This is a genomic window from Aliarcobacter sp., from assembly GCF_041672065.1.
Taxonomy (GTDB): Bacteria; Campylobacterota; Campylobacteria; order Campylobacterales; family Arcobacteraceae; genus Aliarcobacter; species Aliarcobacter skirrowii.
Map to the genome: position 1 here is coordinate 1 of NZ_JBAZAH010000006.1, position 18,266 is coordinate 18,266.

23 protein-coding genes are annotated in these 18,266 nt (G+C 29.3%); 6 read left to right on the forward strand and 17 right to left on the reverse strand.

The window, feature by feature from the left end:
- Positions 1-203 precede the first annotated feature (203 nt).
- A complete protein-coding gene (locus WC168_RS01715; RefSeq protein ID WP_372617190.1) occupies positions 204-1,289 on the reverse strand; it encodes a glycoside hydrolase family 3 N-terminal domain-containing protein in 1,086 nt (361 codons plus the stop codon).
- 8 nt (positions 1,290-1,297) lie between these two features.
- On the reverse strand, positions 1,298-1,564 hold the full coding sequence (locus tag WC168_RS01720) for a DnaJ domain-containing protein (RefSeq protein ID WP_372617192.1): 267 nt from the start codon (positions 1,562-1,564) through the stop codon (positions 1,298-1,300).
- Positions 1,565-1,657: 93 nt separating this feature from the next.
- Between WC168_RS01720 and WC168_RS01725 the strand changes: the two genes are divergently transcribed.
- From WC168_RS01725 to rmuC, 3 genes are read left to right on the forward strand one after another with little or no spacing between them, the layout of a single operon-like run.
- Positions 1,658-2,116: a J domain-containing protein gene (locus WC168_RS01725; protein WP_066161539.1), complete on the forward strand. Its 459-nt coding sequence runs from the start codon at positions 1,658-1,660 to the stop codon at positions 2,114-2,116.
- Between the two features lie 8 nt (positions 2,117-2,124).
- A complete protein-coding gene (locus WC168_RS01730) occupies positions 2,125-2,616 on the forward strand; it encodes a type II toxin-antitoxin system antitoxin SocA domain-containing protein (protein ID WP_372617194.1) in 492 nt (163 codons plus the stop codon).
- Entirely contained in the window at positions 2,613-3,971 is a 1,359-nt protein-coding gene (gene rmuC, locus WC168_RS01735; protein WP_372617196.1) for a DNA recombination protein RmuC, read from the forward strand. Before WC168_RS01730 ends, rmuC begins: the two co-directional genes overlap by 4 nt.
- Before the next feature lie 31 nt (positions 3,972-4,002).
- On the opposite strand, the gene guaB is transcribed toward rmuC, so the two are convergent.
- From guaB to rpmJ, 8 genes are all read right to left on the reverse strand, one after another.
- Complete coding sequence (gene guaB / locus WC168_RS01740; RefSeq protein WP_319047702.1) at positions 4,003-5,448, reverse strand: IMP dehydrogenase; 1,446 nt, start codon at positions 5,446-5,448, stop codon at positions 4,003-4,005.
- 17 nt (positions 5,449-5,465) lie between these two features.
- Complete coding sequence (gene gatA / locus WC168_RS01745) at positions 5,466-6,824, reverse strand: Asp-tRNA(Asn)/Glu-tRNA(Gln) amidotransferase subunit GatA (protein ID WP_066161548.1); 1,359 nt, start codon at positions 6,822-6,824, stop codon at positions 5,466-5,468.
- A 136-nt stretch (positions 6,825-6,960) separates the two neighbouring features.
- Complete coding sequence (gene rplQ / locus WC168_RS01750; RefSeq protein WP_066161551.1) at positions 6,961-7,311, reverse strand: 50S ribosomal protein L17; 351 nt, start codon at positions 7,309-7,311, stop codon at positions 6,961-6,963.
- A 12-nt stretch (positions 7,312-7,323) separates the two neighbouring features.
- The gene (locus tag WC168_RS01755; protein ID WP_066161553.1) at positions 7,324-8,322 is read right to left on the reverse strand and encodes a DNA-directed RNA polymerase subunit alpha; all 999 of its coding nucleotides are present in this window, start codon (positions 8,320-8,322) and stop codon (positions 7,324-7,326) included.
- A gap of 18 nt (positions 8,323-8,340) precedes the next feature.
- Complete coding sequence (gene rpsD, locus WC168_RS01760) at positions 8,341-8,967, reverse strand: 30S ribosomal protein S4 (RefSeq protein WP_066161555.1); 627 nt, start codon at positions 8,965-8,967, stop codon at positions 8,341-8,343.
- A gap of 10 nt (positions 8,968-8,977) precedes the next feature.
- Positions 8,978-9,370 (reverse strand): 30S ribosomal protein S11, encoded by a 393-nt coding sequence (gene rpsK, locus WC168_RS01765; RefSeq protein ID WP_066161557.1) that lies wholly within the window; start codon positions 9,368-9,370, stop codon positions 8,978-8,980.
- Between the two features lie 9 nt (positions 9,371-9,379).
- The gene (gene rpsM / locus WC168_RS01770; RefSeq protein WP_066161559.1) at positions 9,380-9,748 is read right to left on the reverse strand and encodes a 30S ribosomal protein S13; all 369 of its coding nucleotides are present in this window, start codon (positions 9,746-9,748) and stop codon (positions 9,380-9,382) included.
- A gap of 5 nt (positions 9,749-9,753) precedes the next feature.
- On the reverse strand, positions 9,754-9,867 hold the full coding sequence (gene rpmJ, locus WC168_RS01775) for a 50S ribosomal protein L36 (protein WP_066161561.1): 114 nt from the start codon (positions 9,865-9,867) through the stop codon (positions 9,754-9,756).
- A gap of 214 nt (positions 9,868-10,081) precedes the next feature.
- Here rpmJ and WC168_RS01780 point away from each other — a divergent pair, with 214 nt between their 5' ends.
- Positions 10,082-10,441, forward strand: a complete 360-nt coding sequence (locus tag WC168_RS01780; protein WP_372617202.1) for an HIT family protein — start codon at positions 10,082-10,084, stop codon at positions 10,439-10,441.
- Here WC168_RS01780 and WC168_RS01785 read toward each other — a convergent pair.
- Genes WC168_RS01785 through WC168_RS01795 form a run of 3 tightly spaced genes read right to left on the reverse strand, consistent with a single transcriptional unit; the run spans position 10,438 to position 12,941 of the window.
- Positions 10,438-11,367: an exopolyphosphatase gene (locus WC168_RS01785; protein ID WP_066161566.1), complete on the reverse strand. Its 930-nt coding sequence runs from the start codon at positions 11,365-11,367 to the stop codon at positions 10,438-10,440. The two genes, WC168_RS01780 and WC168_RS01785, sit on opposite strands and share 4 nt — an antisense overlap.
- A 9-nt stretch (positions 11,368-11,376) precedes the next feature.
- Positions 11,377-12,444: a 3-isopropylmalate dehydrogenase gene (leuB, locus tag WC168_RS01790; protein ID WP_066408965.1), complete on the reverse strand. Its 1,068-nt coding sequence runs from the start codon at positions 12,442-12,444 to the stop codon at positions 11,377-11,379.
- Complete coding sequence (locus tag WC168_RS01795; protein ID WP_066350962.1) at positions 12,444-12,941, reverse strand: 3-isopropylmalate dehydratase small subunit; 498 nt, start codon at positions 12,939-12,941, stop codon at positions 12,444-12,446. Before WC168_RS01795 ends, leuB begins: the two co-directional genes overlap by 1 nt.
- Before the next feature lie 155 nt (positions 12,942-13,096).
- Here WC168_RS01795 and rpoD point away from each other — a divergent pair, with 155 nt between their 5' ends.
- Positions 13,097-14,971 carry an RNA polymerase sigma factor RpoD gene (gene rpoD / locus WC168_RS01800; RefSeq protein ID WP_109065805.1) on the forward strand — a complete coding sequence of 625 codons (1,875 nt, stop codon included), beginning with the start codon at positions 13,097-13,099 and terminating at the stop codon, positions 14,969-14,971.
- An 18-nt stretch (positions 14,972-14,989) separates the two neighbouring features.
- Here rpoD and WC168_RS01805 read toward each other — a convergent pair whose 3' ends face one another.
- From WC168_RS01805 to hemL, 4 genes are read right to left on the reverse strand one after another with little or no spacing between them, the layout of a single operon-like run.
- Positions 14,990-15,538 (reverse strand): hypothetical protein, encoded by a 549-nt coding sequence (locus WC168_RS01805; protein ID WP_372617205.1) that lies wholly within the window; start codon positions 15,536-15,538, stop codon positions 14,990-14,992.
- On the reverse strand, positions 15,525-15,836 hold the full coding sequence (locus WC168_RS01810) for an AtpZ/AtpI family protein (RefSeq protein ID WP_319045026.1): 312 nt from the start codon (positions 15,834-15,836) through the stop codon (positions 15,525-15,527). Before WC168_RS01810 ends, WC168_RS01805 begins: the two co-directional genes overlap by 14 nt.
- Positions 15,837-15,843: 7 nt before the next feature.
- A complete protein-coding gene (locus tag WC168_RS01815) occupies positions 15,844-16,167 on the reverse strand; it encodes a pyrimidine/purine nucleoside phosphorylase (protein ID WP_066161582.1) in 324 nt (107 codons plus the stop codon).
- The gene (hemL, locus tag WC168_RS01820; RefSeq protein ID WP_372617207.1) at positions 16,167-17,450 is read right to left on the reverse strand and encodes a glutamate-1-semialdehyde 2,1-aminomutase; all 1,284 of its coding nucleotides are present in this window, start codon (positions 17,448-17,450) and stop codon (positions 16,167-16,169) included. The genes WC168_RS01815 and hemL overlap by 1 nt, the downstream gene beginning before the upstream one ends.
- A gap of 104 nt (positions 17,451-17,554) precedes the next feature.
- Between hemL and WC168_RS01825 the strand changes: the two genes are divergently transcribed.
- Positions 17,555-18,265 carry an energy transducer TonB gene (locus WC168_RS01825; RefSeq protein ID WP_372617209.1) on the forward strand — a complete coding sequence of 237 codons (711 nt, stop codon included), beginning with the start codon at positions 17,555-17,557 and terminating at the stop codon, positions 18,263-18,265.
- Position 18,266: the final 1 nt, after the last annotated feature.

Consider the following 18,266-nt stretch of genomic DNA (forward strand, 5'->3'; position numbering starts at 1 on the left):
CCCTCTTCTTCTACTGCACGAAGAATTTGTGGACATAATCCTAAATTTAAAAATGACATAATTACCTTTGTTTTATGAACCTACAAAAGTGATTAGCTTAAGTTACGATCTAGGTTGAATAATTTGAATTTAAATGAGTTGTAGAAAATCTACATAAACGAAGTCAGGCATAGACCGAAGTATGCCGAAATTGTGAGATTATATCACAATTTCTTCAATAAATCATCAATTTTTTTATTTGACTCAATAATGTTCTCTATTTTAATATTTTTATTTAAAACTTCACCATAAGTTGTATCTACAATCTCTTTTAAACTTATTGGTTTTGCTAATTGATTTGCAAAAAGAAGCAGATTTACTCCACTATTAATAGCTAGTGTTAAAGTCTGTTTTAAATCATAATGTTTACTAATAGCACTCATTTGTAAATCATCAGTTATTAAAACTCCTTTATAATTTAGTCTATCTCTTAAAAGTTTTGTGTTTATATTGTATGAAAGTGTTGCTGGATAATTTTTATCTAAATTTTCATTATAAACATGAGCTGTCATTATTAAATCAACCTTGTTGTTTTCTATAAAATATTTATAAGGCTCCAACTCAACTTCACTCCAAGTATTTGATATATCAACAAATCCTAAATGCGAATCAGCCAAAGATGAACCATGCCCTGGAAAATGTTTTAAAGTTGCAAGAACACCCTCTTTTTTTAACTCATCAACAAAAATAGATGCATATTTTGTAACTTCATTTGCATCTTTTGAGTAACTTCTTCCAAGTTTATATATAACACTATTGTTTTTATTTATAGCCAAATCAACAACAGGCGCAAAGTTTAAATTAATACCAACATCACTTAAACCTTTTGCCATAGCTTTGTAACTATCTTTTGCAAAAATTTCACCTTTTTTTGAAATTTCACTTGCATTTAAAGTTTCATTAAATCCAATATCAGCTTTTAATCTTTGAACTCTTCCACCCTCTTGATCAATTGAGATAAGTAATTTTCTATCACTAATTTTTTGCAAAGTCTGATTTAAAACTCTCAACTGCTCTAAATTCTCTATATTTTTTGCTTTTGTCTTATCGTTTGGATCTTTATCAAACAATATAACTCCACCCAAACCAAACTCTACATCTTTATAAATTTGACTATTTTTAGTTATTTTTGTATCTGTAAATCCAAGAATAACCATTTTTGCAATCATCTGTTTTATTTGTATTTCACTATATTTTTCTTGTGCAAAACTTGAAATAACAAGTGCTAAAACCAATAATATTTTTTTCATAAAATCTCCTACTTAACCCAGTTTTTATAGTTTGTAAACGATGGAAACTGCTTTTTAAAATCATCAATTTCAAAAGAGTAACTATAGTTTTCAATATACTCTTGCAAAGTATCATAAGCTTTTTTTAGCTCCATAAACTTCTCATTGCTTCCACCCTCAACATCTGGATGATATTTTTTTGAAAGCTTTAAATATCTTTTTTTTATATCTTTTTTACTCATTGTTGAGATTATTCCAAAAATCTCAACTGCTTTTATAAAATCTTCATAACTCATAAAAATCCTTTAAAAGTCTATATTGTACACAAATATTATGATTAATCTACTTATTGTATAATGTCAAAATTTTTTAAAAAGGTAATATTTTATATGAATTTTTTAGCAACACTAATTAAATATGCAATAATTTTTGGGATTTTATATCTTATTTTCACAAATTTTGGAGTGTTTTTAGCAGTTATTGGTGGAATTGTTCTATCTTTTGTTTTAATCATCTATTTTTTAAAAAGAGAGCTTAGAAAAAGAGCACAGCAATTTGAGTTTAAATTTGAGAGTTTTACAAATAAAGATTATGAAAATTTTGACTTTAGAAACTTTAAAAACTTCAACAATCAAAATTTTCAAGGAAACTTTTATACTCAAAGTTCAAAATTACAAGAGGCAAAAGAGTTTTTTGGTTTTTCATCTACTCCTTCTAAAGAGGATATAAAAAAAAGATACAAAGAGTTAGCAAAAATTTATCACCCTGATTTAAATGGGCAAGATGATGAGAAGATGAAAAAGTTAAATGAGTATAGAGATATTTTAATGCAAAACTATGGGAACTAAGGATTAATATGGTAGATATGACAAAAGTGGCAAATATAATTTTATATATGTTACATAAGCAAGTAAAAGGTTTAAATAACAAAAAAGTAGAGTTGATGCTATTTTTTATGGAAAAAAATCATCTTGATTTTTTTAATCAAAAAATTGTAAATGAAGAGTTTATAAAAGATAAAAGAGGTGTTAAAGCAAAAAATCTTAGTGAGATTTTTGAGTTAATTATAGATGAAGTTGATATTGATGAAGATGATGAAAGAGTCTATTTTATTCAAGAACTTTTAGATTTTTTAGAGATTGATATTGTTGAAAAAAATGGTTACAAAGAGCTTAACTTCTCAAAATTTGAAGAGGATTTCAGTGAAGAGTTATTTTCAAAAGATGAGTTTAAAACTATTCATAAAGTTGTAAGCTTATATAAAGATACAACTGTAAGAAATCTTGCAAATGAATCTTTTTCTATTGATAAAGTAAGAAGTGCGGAACTTGGAGATTTAATTTTATGATAGAAAACATTGATATTTTGGCAATACTATTTTTTTCTCTTTTTTTAATATCTCTTATATTTTTATTTACTATAAAATCAAAAATATCTCAAAAAGATATAGAACATGCAAAACTGAGCCAAAACCTTGAGTTTTTATCAAAAAAAGTTGATGATTTTTTAAAAAATGAGCAAGAGTTATTAAAAAATATTGCAAATTTAGAAGAGCAAAATATTAAGCTTAAAATTGAAAACTCATCTTTAAATGCAAATATAGATTTTCAAAAAGAGAATAATCAAAAATTAAAAGATGATTTAGAAGAGCAAGGCAAAAAATTAGAGCTTAAACTAAATGAGATTATGCAAAATAATTTGGATAATAAGCTAAAAAAATTTGATGAAACTTCACTAAAAGGTCTTGATAATATTTTAAAACCATTTAAAGAGAATATTGACTCTTTTCAAAAAAGAGTTGAAGAGTCTCAAGAAAATAGTACAAAGAAATTTGCCGAGCTATCAAAAGAGATTGAGATGCTTACAAAAGCTGGACTTAATATTTCTCAAGAGGCAGAAAACTTAACAAAAGCATTAAAGGGTAAAAAACAGACTCAAGGAAGCTGGGGTGAGATGATTTTAGAGAGTGTTTTAGAGTATTCAGGACTTTTAAAAAATATTCACTATTTTACTCAACAAAGTTATAAAGATGAGCATGGTGATACAAAAAGACCAGATGTTATTATAAAACTTCCACAAAATAGATCTATGATAATTGACTCAAAAGTTTCATTAAATGATTATGAAGAGTATATAAGAGCACAAAGTGATGAGCAAAGAGCAATTAGCTTAAACAATATTGTAAGCTCTTTTAAAAACCATATAGATAATCTTGATTCAAAAGATTATGCACACTACAAAATTGGAACGCTTCAATATGTATTTATGTTTGTACCAATAGAAGGTGCATTTTCACTTGCTGTTCAAAAAGATCCAACTTTGTATGAATATGCTTTGAAAAAGCATATAGCAATAGTAAATCCATCTACTTTAACAGTATCTTTACGAACTATATATTTATATTGGCAAAGCGAACAATCTTCAACTTTGGCTAGTAAACTATTTGATGAAGCTGGAAAGTTATATGACAAAATGGTTAATTATACAGATAGCTTCAATAAAATAGGAAACCAAATAAAAGCTTTAAATAATAGTTACGAAACTGCTTCAAAACAGTTAAGTGAAGGTAGTGGTAATATTTTAACTAGAGTTGAAAACTTAAAAAAACTTGGTGCAAAAACTACAAAAACTTTAAAAGATTCAAAAATAGAGTTTGAGGATTTTGATGAAAATAGGATTGAAGTTTTGATGCTTGAAGAGTAAATGTAATAGATTTCTCTATTACATTTAAAAATTATACATGATAGTTTGGTGCTTCATTTGTAATTGTTACATCATGAACATGAGACTCTTTTAATCCAGCACTTGTAATCTCTACAAACTCGGCTGTTTGTTGGAAAATAGATATATCTTTTGAACCTAAATATCCCATTGAACTTCTAAGTCCTCCAACCATTTGGTGAATAATATCAGCAATACTTCCTCTATATGCAACTTTTCCTTCAATTCCTTCAGGTACAAGTTTATCAGCAGCAGTTCCCTCTTGGAAATATCTATCTGTACTTCCTTTTGTCATAGCTCCAATACTTCCCATACCTCTATAAGATTTAAACTTTCTTCCTTGGTATAAAATAACTTCACCTGGACACTCATCAGTTCCAGCTAAAGCACTTCCCATCATAACACAACTAGCACCTACTGCTAAAGCTTTTGCAACATCTCCTGAATATCTAATTCCACCATCTGCAATAATTGGAGTTCCTGATTTTTTAGCTTCAATTGCACACTCATCAATAGCACTCATTTGAGGAACACCAACTCCTGCAACAATTCTAGTTGTACAAATACTTCCAGGTCCAATTCCAACTTTAACACCATCAGCTCCAGCTGCAATTAAATCTCTTGTAGCTTCAGCAGTTGCTACATTTCCAGCAATTAACTCAACATCAAGCTCAGCTTTAATAGCTTTAACTGTATCTAAAATACCTTTTGAATGACCATGAGCTGAGTCTAAAACTAAAACATCAACTCCAACTGCAACTAAAGCTCTAGCACGATCAAGTTGATTAACACCAATAGCAGCACCAACTCTAAGTCTTCCAAACTCATCTTTACAAGCATTTGGATACTCAATTTTTTTATTAATATCTTTAATTGTAATAAGACCAATTAATTTATTATCTTTATTTACAATTGGAAGTTTCTCTATTTTATTTTGATGCATAACTTCAGCAGCTTGCTCAAGTGTTGTTCCTTCTACTGCTGTAACTAATGGCATTTTTGTCATTTTTTCATAAACTTTAAATCTATAATCTTTTGTAAATCTCATATCTCTGTTTGTTAAAATTCCAACTAAAATACCATTATCATCAACAACAGGAACTCCAGAGATTTTATAGTTTGCCATAATATCTTCAGCATCTTGCAGAGTTTGCTCTGGTTTTATTGTGATTGGATCTATTATCATTCCAGATTCTGATTTTTTAACCTTTTGACACTGTAAAACTTGTGACTCAATATCCATATTTTTATGAATAATTCCAATTCCACCAAGTCTTGCCATTGCAATAGCTGCTTGATACTCTGTAACTGTATCCATAGCTGCACTTACAAATGGAATATTCAACTCTATATTTCTTGTAAGTTTAGTTTTGACACAAACCTCTTTTGGTAATACTTCAGATTTAGCAGGTACTAACAACACATCTTCAAACGTTAAAGCTCTTTTTCTTATTTTCATCTTTAAATCCTATTCAATTATTTTTTAAAATTTACAGCTTTTTCCATAGATAAAGCACCATCAAACAAAGTTTGTTCTTGAAAACTATTTGCAATTAGTTGAAGCCCAATTGGTAAATTTTCACTATCTTTTCCTACAGGTAAACTAATAGCTGGAAGTCCTGCTAAATTCACACTAATAGTATATAAATCTGCCAAATACATCTCTAAAGCATTTGAGTATGAGCCAAATTTTGGAGCAGTTGTTGGAGCAACTGGACTTAATATTAAATCAGCACTTGCAAAAATATTATCAAACTCTTTTTTAATAACACTTCTAACTTTTTGTGCTTTTGTATAATATGCATCATAATATCCAGAGCTTAAAACAAAAGATCCAACCATAACTCTTTTTTTAACCTCATATCCAAAACCTTCAGTTTTTGTATTAACATACATATCTTTTAAGCTTGAACTATTTGCTCTAAATCCATATCTAACACCATCAAATCTTGCTAGGTTTGCACTAGCTTCTGCAGCAGAGATAATATAGTAAGTTGAAATTATTTTATCTGAGTCAAGCATATTTGTATGAACTATTTTATGACCTTGCTCTTCTAAAAGTTTTACAGTTTTATTAAATGCTTCTTTAATCTCACTACTAGCACTTTCAATATAGTTATCAATAACAGCAATTGTAAATTTTTTGTTTGAATTTAAATTTGGAGTGATTTTTTCATATTCAATATTCGCACTCGTAGAGTCTTTTTCATCATATCCAGCTATTGCATCATATAATATTGCAGCATCTTCAACATTTTGAGTGATAACTCCACATTGATCAAGCGAAGATGAGTATGCAGCTATTCCATATCTACTTACTCTTCCATAAGTTGGTTTCATTCCAACAACACCACAATAAGCAGCTGGTTGTCTAATACTTCCACCTGTATCAGTTCCTAGTGCTGCAATAGCACTTCCATCAGCAACAGCAGCAGCACTTCCTCCACTACTTCCACCTGGAATTCTACTATTATCTATTGGATTTAATGTTTTACCATGACAAGAAGATTCAGTTGAACTTCCCATAGCAAACTCATCCATATTTGTTAAACCAAATGGACTAAATCCTGCTTTTTCTAGATTTTCTATTACTGTTGCATTAAAAGGAGCTATATAATTTTTTAAAATTTTGCTAGAACAAGTTAATTCCCAATTTTTAACATTTATATTATTTTTAATTGCAATTGGAACTCCACAACCACTCTCGTTTAGTTCAATATTCTCTAATTGCTCAATATAAGCACCAATTTTGCTATTTTTTATCTTATGTTTTAAATCATCTTTAAGTTTTTTAATCTCTTCACTATTTAAACTTAGTGCTTCTTTTAGAGTCATATATCAATTCTCCTAATATTTGTAGGTTCTTTTATAAAAGGCTGATTATATCAAAAAAAAGTTTAAAAAAAGTGTAGGTAGGTTTTGTAGTAATTTTTGAGAAATAAAAAGAGAAAAATCTCTTTTTATTTAAAATTTAGATGAAAGAGATAAATGCCATTGGTGTAGCATCACCTTTTCTAATTCTTGTTTTAACAATAGATGTATATCCACCGTTTCTTCCCTCATATTTAGGAGCTATTTCATTAATTAATTTCTTAGTAGCTTCTTTACATTGTAATGCAGCAAATACAGTTCTGTGTGTATTTAAATCAGCATTTCTTGCAGTTGTTACTAATTTCTCAATATATCTTTTTAGCTCTTTTGCTTTTGGAACAGTTGTTTCGATTTTTTCTCTCTCAATAATAGCAATTGCTAAATTTTTTAGCAATGCTTTTCTATGAGCAGAAGTTCTATTTAACTTTCTATATCCGTGCTTATGTCTCATATTAAACCTTTATTATGCTTTTAATTGCTCTAATTTTCTTCTTAAAGAAGAAGCAATATTTTCTGGAAGTGTATTTTCAACTGGATAACCTAAAGATTCAAGCTTCATAGCTATCTCTTCATAAGATTTTGTTCCAAGATTTTTTATACTTTTTACTTCCACTTCACTCATAAGAACTAACTCACCTAAGTATTTAATTCCTGATCTATCAAGAGAGTTAAAACTTCTTGCACTTAAATTTAAGTCTTCAATTTTAACTACTAAATCTTTAATTTCTGAGCTATCTTCAGATGTTTCAGCAATAGAAACTTCAGATAAATCAAAAACTTTATTAAATACTGACATTTGTGAGTACATAACGCTAACTGCTTCTTTAAATGCATTTACAGGACTAATTTGTCCATTTGTAATTACATTAAATACTGCTTTTTCAAAGTTAGGATTATCTTCAACTAACATTTTTTCAATATTATAAACTACTTTTTTTACTGGTGTAAAAAATGCATCAATTGGTATAAAATCTGGTCCAACGATATCTCTGATATCTTCAGATGGCATATATCCAATACCTTTTTGAATAATAACTGTAAAGTTTAAGTTACAATCACTATTTATAGTCGCTAAATGCTCGTTGTTTGATACTACATCAATTTCAGAATTGATTAAATCTTCACCTTTAATATCTCTTGGTCCACTAAAAGAGTATTCAACAGATACTTGATCTTTATCGCTATTTATCTTAAATCTAATGTTTTTTAAATTTATAACAAACATAGCAACATCTTCAAGCATTCCTCTTAATGAGTCAAACTCATGAGTAACACCCTCAATTTTAACAGCAATTGGTGCATAACCAACAGATGAACTTAAAAGTAATCTTCTTAACGGATGAGCTAAAGTAATAGCAAATCCATCTTCAAATGGATATGCTGTTATCTTTGCTTCATTTGCACTAATAGCCTCAATCTCAACTTCAGTTGGTAAAAACGGAGTTTCTGCAAACTTTTTCATTGGCTACCTTTTTATTTTTTATTTAGAATATAACTCTACTATTAATCTCTCTTCAACAGGAATAACTACTTCTTCTCTCTCAGGTATTCTTGTGAAAATTCCAAAAACTTTATCTTTATCTACATTTACCCAATCAACCATTCCTGTTTGATTTGTAAGCTCGATAGCTCTTTGTACTTGTGGATTATTTTTAGTTTTCTCTTTAATCTCAATTTTTTGTCCAGGTTTTACTAAATATGATGGAATATCAACTTTTTTACCATCAACTAAAACATGTCCATGAGTTGTAATTTGTCTAGCAAATGCTCTAGTTGTAGCAAATCCCATTCTATAAACAACATTATCTAATCTTTGTTCAATTAGAGTAATTAAAATTGTTCCTGTATTTCCTTCTCTTCTAACTGCTTCTTTGAAGTAGTTGCTGAATTGTTTTTCAGAAATACCATAAATAAATTTAACTTTTTGTTTTTCTCTTAATTGTAATCCATACTCAGAAATTTTAGATCTTCTTTGTCCATGTTGTCCTGGAGCAAATGGTCTTTTTTCTAAAGCACTTTTACCTGAAAGTCTTCTCTCACCTTTAAGTCCAAGATCCGCTTCAAGTCTTCTTTCGATTTTTTCTACTGGTCCTCTATATCTTGCCATTATTTACTCCTTACACTCTTCTTCTTTTAGGAGGTCTACAACCATTGTGTGGTAATGGTGTAACATCTTTAAACCAAACAACTTTGATTCCATTCATTGAACCAACTGATTTAACAGCTGTATCTCTTCCTGAACCAGGTCCTTGAATTTTTATTCCTACATTTTTAATTCCATGTTCCATAGCTTTTGTTAAAGCATCCTCAACTGCAGCCTGAGCAGCAAATGGAGTTGATTTTTTAGAACCTTTAAACCCTAGATTTCCAGCACTTGACCATGCAATAGCGTTTCCAGCTTTGTCTGTAACTGTAACCATAGTGTTGTTAAAACTTGCAGCAATATGTATGATACCGTCAGCAATATTTTTTCTTACAACTTTTTTTCTAGTAACTTTTCTTTTTGCCATCATCTATCCTTATTTACTTGCCGCACTAATAGTTTTCTTTTTACCTTTTCTTGTTCTAGCATTAGTTTTAGTCTTTTGCCCTCTACAAGGTAAACCTTTTCTATGTCTTAATCCTCTGTATGAACCTAAATCCATTAAAGCTTTAATATCCATTGCAACTTTTTTTCTTAAATCCCCTTCTACCATGTAGTTTTCTTGGATCTCTTTTCTAATTAAAGCTGCTTCATCTTCTGTTAATTCATGAGCTCTTTTATTGTAGTCAATTCCAGTTGCATCTAAAATTAATCTTGAATTATGTAATCCAATTCCAAAGATGTATGTTAAAGCATACTCCATTCTTTTTTTGTTTGGTAAATCAACACCCGCGATTCTTGCCATGTGTCTTATCCTTGTCTTTGTTTATGTTTTTTGTTTTCGCAGATTACTCTTACGATACCATCTCTTTTGATAACTTTACATTTATCACACATTTTTTTTACTGAAGCTCTTACTTTCATAAGTCTTATCCTTCTTTAATTTGTGTTTTCTATTTTTTCAACAGGAGTGCTGCTAAAAGAAGCATCTCCAACTCTCTATAAAACAGCTATGTTTTAACAAATTTTATAAAAACTTCTTTTATGGTTGAAAAAACGAAATTGCATTTTATTTAAATCTTACTTAAAATTTGTTGAATATGATATACTTCGCTTCAATTATATAAAAAGGTTAATAATGGAAATTTTTAAAAATAGTCTAATTAATATTCAAATAGAAAAAAGCGAAATACCTTGGCTTAAAATATTTACAAATGAAAATTTAAAAGAGTTTTCTGATTGTGATTTAAATACAAAACAAGAGATTTGGAAATACTTAGATATTATTGAAAAAGCTATGATAAATTATTACAATCCTGATAAGATAAATATAGCCTCATTTGGAAACTATGTTCCGCATGTTCACTTTCATATCATGGCACGATTTAAAGACGATAGCTTTTTTCCAGAGCCTATGTGGGGAGTTAAACAAAGAGAGGCAAAACTACTTCTCCCCTCTTTTGAGAACTTTATAGATGAGCTAAAAAAGAGTTTTTAGCCATCTTGATTAATTTTTTCTATTAACTCTTTTAAAACTTGTTCAGACTCTTCAACTGGTATTTGACAAGCACCAGCATTTGCGTGTCCACCACCACCATATTTAAGCATTAGCTCACCTATATTTGTTTTTGAAGTTCTATTTGTGATAGATTTTCCTGTACTGTAAACTAATTTTGATCTATCTTTTGCATAGAATGAGTGAATTGATATATTTTGTTCAGGAAATAGTGTATATATCATAAATCTATTTCCTGGATATATAATCTCTTCATCTTTTAAGTGAATAACAACTAAATTGCCATGTACAGTTGAACATCTTTTTAACTGCTCTTTAAACTGCTCTTCATATTTAAAGTATATATCAACTCTCTCTTTTACATCAGGTAACTCTAATATTTGGTCAATATTGTGTCTTGAACAGTAATCAATTAAATCCATCATTAACTGATAGTTTGAAATTCTAAAGTTTCTAAATCTTCCAAGTCCAGTTCTTGAATCCATTAAAAAGCTTAATAGTGTCCATGCTCTTGGTCTTACAATATCTTCATACATAAAATCAGCACTATCAGCTTTATTTGCACCCATCATCATTCCTGTAAAATATCCAGGGAAAACATTATCTCCATCATAATAGTCATAAACAACTTGTGCAGCACTTGGTGCATCTGGATCTATTATATGGTTAGCTCTTTTTTCATTTCTTAAAGTTTCAGAGTAGTGGTGATCAAAAGCTAAATGTACTCCTTCAACATATGGTAGGTTTGTAGTAATATCTCTATTTGTAATTTTTATTAAACCATCTTGCATATCTTTTGGATGAACAAATGTAATCTCATCTATAATATCAAGATATTTTAAAAGTGTTCCACAAACAAGACCATCCATATCACTTCGTGTTACAAGTCTATACTTTTTTTCACTCATTAATAACCTTTATTTATTGATATACTCAACTATTTTATTACCCATAGCAACACAATTTAAAACCTCTTTTGCATCAAAAGAGGCTAAATCTTTTGTTCTATATCCATCTTTTAAAGCATCTTTAATTGCTTTTTCTATCATATCACTAGCTTTTTGCTCATTTAATGTATATTTTAACATCATAGCAGCACTTAATATTGTAGCTATTGGATTTGCAATTCCAAGACCTGCAATATCTGGAGCTGATCCATGAATTGGTTCATAAATAGCAGTTTTATCTCCAGTTGAAGCTGATGGTAAAAGTCCAATAGAACCAACTACCATAGAAGCTGTATCGCTTAAGATATCACCAAAAATATTTCCAGTAACAATAACATCAAACTGTTTTGGATTTCGAACTAATTGCATTGCTGCATTATCAACATACATATGAGTTAATTCAACCTCTGGATACTCTTTACTTAATTCATTCATAGTATCTCTCCAAAGTTGAGAAACCTCTAAAACATTTGCTTTATCAACAGAACAAACTCTCTTATCTCTTTTCATCGCAAGTTCAAAAGCAGTTTTTCCAATTCTAATTATCTCTGGTTTTGTATAAACCATTGTATTATATGCTTTAAAACCATCATTAGCTCTTGGTTTTCCAAAATATATTCCACCAATAAGCTCTCGTACAACCATAATGTCACAACCTTTTATAACATCTGCTTTTAGTGTAGAAGCGTTTACAAGCTCATCATAAACAATAGCTGGTCTTAAATTTGCATAAACACCCATTTTCTCTCTAAAGTTTAAAAGCCCAGTTTCTGGTCTTAGCTCTCTTGGTAAAGTATCCCATTTCTCTCCACCAATTGCACCAAATAAACATGCATCAGAGTTTAATACACCTTGAACTGTCTCTTCTGGAAGAGGAACACCTGTTGTATCAATTGCAATTCCACCCATTAAATACTCTTTATATGAAAGTGTAAAATCACATTTTTTTGCAACAGCATTTAAAACTTTAATAGCCTCATCAACTATTTCAGGACCTATTCCATCACCTTTTATTATTGAAATATTGTAATTTTTCATTATTTAGCCTTCATTTCATCTATTGCATAATTAATTAATCCACCACTTGCAATTAACTCTTGCATAAATGGAGGAATTGGTATAAATTTATAAGTTTTTTTAGTTGTATTATTTGTAATCTCTCCATTATCTAAATCAATACTAATCTCTTCACCCTCTTTTATCTCTAAAGATTCTGGAAGTTCAAATATTGGTAATCCCATATTAAAAGCATTTCTATAAAAAATTCTAGCAAAAGAAGGAGCTACAACAGCAGCAACACCTGCTGCTTTTAGAGCAATTGGTGCATGTTCTCTACTTGAACCACAGCCAAAATTTTCACCAGCAACTATAATATCACCTTTTTTTAGTTTCTTTGGAAAATCAGGATCTGCATCCTCCATAACATATTTTGCTAAATGCTCAGGATCTGAACTATTTAAATATCGTGCTGCAATAATAACATCTGTATCAATGTTTGCACCAAAATTCCATACTTTACCTGTGATTTTACTCATTATTTATCCTTAAATATTAAACACTAATTTTAGTTAAACGGTTATTTTATCTAAGAAAATAAAAATATCTGTTTAAATAAAACCCTATTTAACCAAAAGCTCAAAAAGTTTGGGTATAATACAAATTCTATTTAAAAAGAAGGATTTCCCAAAAAATGAGCGTAAAAGACATAAACAAAGCTATTGAGCAGTTAATTAAAGAGTATAAAGACTCTACTTTAACTTATGAAAAGTTAATAAAAATCTTTCCTAAAACACCAAATACAGCCACAATTAAAAAAATTCTGGCACTACTTCAACTATATAATGTAAAAGTTTTAAGTTCTCAAGAACAAGCAAAACTTTTAAATGATGAAGAGGCAAAAAAAAGAAGAGAGCAAAGAGAAAAACTAATCGAAGCAGAAGATGATGAGTTTGACTTATTAAAAAACAAAGATTTGCTAGAGTGGTCAAGATCAGATTCACCTGTAAGAATGTACTTGCGAGAGATGGGACAAATTCCACTTTTAACAAAAGATGAAGAGGTTGAAATATCTAAAAAAATTGAGATGGGAGAGGATATTATCCTTGATGCTATTTGTTATGTTCCATACTTAATAGATTTTATTTTAGAGTACAAAGAGCCTTTAGTAAATAGAGAGAGAAAAGTAAAAGAGCTATTTAAAAACTTCGACGATGATAATGAAGAAGAGGAAGAAGAGATTGAAGAGATCGAGGATGAAGAGTTTGAGGATGAAGAGTTTGAAGATGATGAAAAGAGACTCTCAGGTGCAAAACAGAAAAAACTTGATAAAAGAGCTCAAACAATTATAGAAGCCTTCAAAAATCTTGAAAAACAGAAAAAAGAGTGGTTAAAATTTCAAGCAAAAGAGACAGCAAAATCTGATGATGAAGTTGATATGATGACTTTTAATCTAAATGTTGCATTTAGAAAAAAATTGCTAAAAGAGGCTTTGCTTGATTTAGGACCAACTTCAAAATTAATTACTGAAATAGTAAAAGCTATGGAGACAACTCTAAAAAGCGAAGATGGTTTTGAGAATGAGTTAAAAAGATTGGAGTATAAACTTCCACTATTTAACGAAAATTTACAAAAAAATCACCAAAAGATTCTAGAAAATATTGTAAATTTATCAAAAGCACAAATAACTGCAATGGTTCCTGAAGCTACTATGGTTTCTACTTATATGGAGATTAAAAAACTTTTCCAAACAGTTGAAGCATCAAAAGATGGATTTGATTTATCTCCTGAAGAGTTAAAAGCAGTTTTAGAGCAGATAAAAAGAGGTAAACAAATAACAGATACTTCAAAAGATAGAATGGCAAAATCAAATTTAAGACTTGTTGTTTCAATTGCAAAAAGATATACAAATAGAGGTTTGGCTTTCTTGGATTTAATTCAAGAAGGAAATATTGGTCTTATGAAAGCTGTTGATAAGTTTGAGTATAAAAAAGGTTATAAATTCTCTACTTATGCAACATGGTGGATTAGACAAGCAATCTCTAGAGCAATTGCAGATCAAGCAAGAACTATTAGAATTCCTATTCATATGATTGAAACTATAAATAGAATTAATAAAATTATAAGAAAAGCTATTCAAGAAAATGGTAAAGAGCCAGATGTTGAAGAGATTGCAAAAGAGGTTGGATTACCTGTTGATAAAGTAAAACAGGTAATTAAAATTACAAAAGAGCCAGTTTCACTTGAAGCTCCTATTGGAAGTGATGATGATGGTAAATTTGGAGATTTTGTGCCAGATGAAAAAGCTCCAACTCCAATTGATAATATCATGAAAGAGGATTTACAAGGGCAAATTGATCAAATACTTGGTCAATTAAATGAAAGAGAACAGGCAGTTATTAGAATGAGATTTGGTTTAATGGATGATGCTAGTGATAGAACTCTTGAAGAGATTGGAAAAGAGTTAAATGTAACTAGAGAGAGAGTTAGACAAATTGAATCAAGTGCTATTAAAAAACTAAAACACCCAAAAGTTGGTAAAAATCTTAAAAATTATGTAGAGAGCTAATCTCTACATAAAACCAAACTAATCCTTTTTAAAAAGCTTTGTTAAAAGCACTCCAATAGGAACAATTCCTAATCCTATAATAAACGCCAAAGGAATAAACAAATTATTATTATTTAAAGCAAAAAATCCAAATATTAAAAACGCGTATCCAAAAACTCTATAAATAGATACAAAACCACCTGCACTAAAAACTGTATTTTTTATACTATTTTGTTTTACTTTTCTCTTCTCTTCTTCAATTATCTCTTTTATCTTTTCAGATGTAAGTTCAGATTCAGGAACCTCTTCATATTCACTATATAAATCATAAGGGTCATCAATCTCATCAATTTTATCTCTATCATCTACTGAAAATCTATTTGTATCATCAATATTTGATAATCTATTTTTTATATTTTTTCTATAAGATAAAAATGAAGCAATCGTTACAAAAAGTGAAGAGAAAAATGCAATTTGAAGATTTAAAAGCCAAATTATGTTTTGAAATAAAATTGCATAAACACTTAAACAAAGGTTTAAAAAAATAAAAACCTTTGCAAAGTTTAAGATAGTACTATTTATCTTCATCATCAGGTGATTTGTCACCATATTTTGCTCTATGAGCATATCTAGGGTCGTTTTCCATACCTTCATAAACTTTTTGAGCTCTTTTATACGCTTTGTATATATTTAATCCAGCTGCCGCAACTCCCCAAAAAACTCCAAGCCATAAAGTCCAAGTATAACCTGTAAGATGTTTTAATCCAATACCTATAAGAACTCCAAAAACAATAGCAACAACCATAGATATTCCTAAAGATAGATTATCTAAAGCCTCTATTTTATCTCTATGTTTTGGTCTCTCTTCTATATTATTATCTTTCATAAAACTCCTAATTTATATATGAACAACAGTAATCTGTTATTTTTTTTACTTTTATCTCAAAGCTTGAGTTTGCAACAACATCAAAAGAGCTACCAGATTTATATGTTTTAAAACCATCTTCGCCTTTTAATCTTACCTCAACTTCACCTTCAATAATCTCCATTTTTTCAGCCTCAACTGTTCCAAAAACATACTCTCCAACCATCATAATTCCAAGAGATTTTTTACTTCCATCAACATCTATAAAAGTTCTACTTGTAACATTTCCATCAAAGTAAATATTTGCTTTTTTTATTAACTCTACACCTTTAAAGCTATTTAAATTTTCCATTAAACAAACTCTTTCATAATCTCATCTGCTGCTTGAATGCACAAATCAATCTCTTTATTTGTAATTTTCGTACAAATAAATCCAGTTTCATATTGACTACAAGCAAAATAGAAACCTCTTTTTAACATCTCTTGATGAAATTTTGCAAATCTTTCAAAATTACAAAGTCCTACCTCTTTAAAATTTGTTGGCTCTTTTTCGCAAAAGAAGAATCCAAACATACTCCCTCTTGTATTTACTTGAAGTGGAATACTATATCTATCAGCTACTTTTTTAAATCCATTTACTAATCTTTTCGCTTTTTTCTCTAAATCTTCATAAATTTTTGGATTTGCTTTTAATTTTTTAAGACTTGTAAGCCCTGCTGCCATAGCAACTGGATTTCCACTTAAAGTTCCAGCTTGATAAATTTTTCCTTCAGGTGAAAGATGCCCCATAATCTCTTTTGATGCTGCAAATGCACCAACAGGCATACCAGCACCAATAACTTTTCCAAATGTTAAAATATCTGCTTTTACATCTAAAATTCCACTTGCACCTTTTAAAGAAGCTCTAAAACCACTCATAACTTCATCAAAAATTAATAAAGCACCATGCTTATCACAAAGCTCTCTACAAGTAGCTAAAAACTCATTTGTTGCAGGAACTAATCCCATATTTCCAGCAATTGGTTCAATAATAATACAAGCAATATCACTACTCTCTTCAAAACACTTCTCTAGCTGCTCTATATTGTTATATTCACATAAAAGTGTATGTTTTGTTAAATCAGCTGGAACTCCTGGACTACTTGGACTTCCAAATGTTGCCATACCTGAACCTGCTTGTACTAGCAAAGAATCAGAGTGCCCATGATAACAACCCTCAAATTTAATAATATCATTTTTATTTGTAACACCTCTTGCTAATCTAATTGCACTCATTGTAGCTTCTGTTCCAGAGCTTACAAATCTCACTTTATCTATATTGTCGTACATATCAACAATCTCTTTTGCTAGTTTTGTCTCAAGATTAGTTGGAGCACCAAAGCTTAAACCTAATTTTGCAGTCTTTATTACAACTTTTTCAATATCTTTATCACAATGACCAAATATTAGTGGTCCCCAGCTTTGTACAAAATCTACATATTTGTTTCCATCAACATCATATAAATAAGCGCCCTTCCCTTTTTTAATAAATGGAGGTGTTCCACCAACACTTTTAAAAGCACGAACTGGTGAATCAACACCACCTGGGATTACTTGACAAGCTTTTTCATAAGCTTTTATTGATTTCTTAAACATTTTCTATCCTAAATTTGTAGTAAGCAAATATTCTACAATAATTTAAATAAGCAAAAGATAAGCTCATAAACTTAATTAACAAAAAATCTACTATAATTTGCACAATGAAAAAAATATTAGCTGCTTTTATCATATCTTTGCTAATTCACTCTTTTTTTATTTATAGTTTTAATGATACAAAAAATGAAGAAAAAAAAGAGCAAACAGAAAAACCTCACAATATAAGTGAAGTGAAGTTTGTAAAATTAACTCCAAGTGAGCCTATAGCTTCACAAAAAGGGGCTAAACCTTTAAAAAAAGAGGAACCAAAACCTAAAAAAGAGATAACAAAAGAGAAAGTTGAAACAAAAAAGCTTAAAGAGGCAAAATCTTTTCAAGAAAAAATATTAAAAGAGAGTAGCAAACTTCAAGAGCAAACTTTAGAAAATTTTTTAAGCCAAAAAGATACTATTTATAATAGTGAAGTTTTTAATGAATTAAAAGAGCTTTATGGAAAAGAGTATGATAATTTTACAACTGTTCAAAAAGCATATTTAGAAAAAAATATAAACAATTTTCAAATTATTACACAAAGAGTTTTAAATAGACTTGGTTATCCACACGAAGCAGTTAGACTTAAAATTACTGGAATAAATATAGTTGAATTTATTTTTCATCCAAATGGAGATATTAGTGATTTAAGAATAATTCAAAGCTCTGGTTACTCAATTTTGGATAATAGAACTTTAGAGTTAATTCAAATTGCCTATAAAGAGTATCCAAAGCCACAGACTCCAACACTTTTAAGATTTAAGGTATTTTATCGACTATATTAAG

Coding starts and splice junctions, on each gene's coding strand:
- hemL (WP_372617207.1), bottom strand. CDS start 17,450: ATGTTTAAGAAATCAATAAAAGCTTATGAAAAAGCTTGTCAAGTAATC.
- WC168_RS01810 (WP_319045026.1), bottom strand. CDS start 15,836: ATGAAAGATAATAATATAGAAGAGAGACCAAAACATAGAGATAAAATA.
- WC168_RS01805 (WP_372617205.1), bottom strand. CDS start 15,538: ATGAAGATAAATAGTACTATCTTAAACTTTGCAAAGGTTTTTATTTTT.
- rpsM (WP_066161559.1), bottom strand. CDS start 9,748: ATGGCAAGAATCGCGGGTGTTGATTTACCAAACAAAAAAAGAATGGAG.
- WC168_RS01715 (WP_372617190.1), bottom strand. CDS start 1,289: ATGAAAAAAATATTATTGGTTTTAGCACTTGTTATTTCAAGTTTTGCA.
- WC168_RS01815 (WP_066161582.1), bottom strand. CDS start 16,167: ATGGAAAATTTAAATAGCTTTAAAGGTGTAGAGTTAATAAAAAAAGCA.
- rmuC (WP_372617196.1), top strand. CDS start 2,613: ATGATAGAAAACATTGATATTTTGGCAATACTATTTTTTTCTCTTTTT.
- WC168_RS01825 (WP_372617209.1), top strand. CDS start 17,555: ATGAAAAAAATATTAGCTGCTTTTATCATATCTTTGCTAATTCACTCT.
- rplQ (WP_066161551.1), bottom strand. CDS start 7,311: ATGAGACATAAGCACGGATATAGAAAGTTAAATAGAACTTCTGCTCAT.
- rpoD (WP_109065805.1), top strand. CDS start 13,097: ATGAGCGTAAAAGACATAAACAAAGCTATTGAGCAGTTAATTAAAGAG.
- WC168_RS01780 (WP_372617202.1), top strand. CDS start 10,082: ATGGAAATTTTTAAAAATAGTCTAATTAATATTCAAATAGAAAAAAGC.
- WC168_RS01785 (WP_066161566.1), bottom strand. CDS start 11,367: ATGAGTGAAAAAAAGTATAGACTTGTAACACGAAGTGATATGGATGGT.
- rpsK (WP_066161557.1), bottom strand. CDS start 9,370: ATGGCAAAAAGAAAAGTTACTAGAAAAAAAGTTGTAAGAAAAAATATT.
- WC168_RS01720 (WP_372617192.1), bottom strand. CDS start 1,564: ATGAGTTATGAAGATTTTATAAAAGCAGTTGAGATTTTTGGAATAATC.
- gatA (WP_066161548.1), bottom strand. CDS start 6,824: ATGACTCTAAAAGAAGCACTAAGTTTAAATAGTGAAGAGATTAAAAAA.
- leuB (WP_066408965.1), bottom strand. CDS start 12,444: ATGAAAAATTACAATATTTCAATAATAAAAGGTGATGGAATAGGTCCT.
- rpmJ (WP_066161561.1), bottom strand. CDS start 9,867: ATGAAAGTAAGAGCTTCAGTAAAAAAAATGTGTGATAAATGTAAAGTT.
- WC168_RS01795 (WP_066350962.1), bottom strand. CDS start 12,941: ATGAGTAAAATCACAGGTAAAGTATGGAATTTTGGTGCAAACATTGAT.
- WC168_RS01730 (WP_372617194.1), top strand. CDS start 2,125: ATGGTAGATATGACAAAAGTGGCAAATATAATTTTATATATGTTACAT.
- rpsD (WP_066161555.1), bottom strand. CDS start 8,967: ATGGCAAGATATAGAGGACCAGTAGAAAAAATCGAAAGAAGACTTGAA.
- guaB (WP_319047702.1), bottom strand. CDS start 5,448: ATGAAAATAAGAAAAAGAGCTTTAACGTTTGAAGATGTGTTGTTAGTA.
- WC168_RS01755 (WP_066161553.1), bottom strand. CDS start 8,322: ATGAAAAAGTTTGCAGAAACTCCGTTTTTACCAACTGAAGTTGAGATT.
- WC168_RS01725 (WP_066161539.1), top strand. CDS start 1,658: ATGAATTTTTTAGCAACACTAATTAAATATGCAATAATTTTTGGGATT.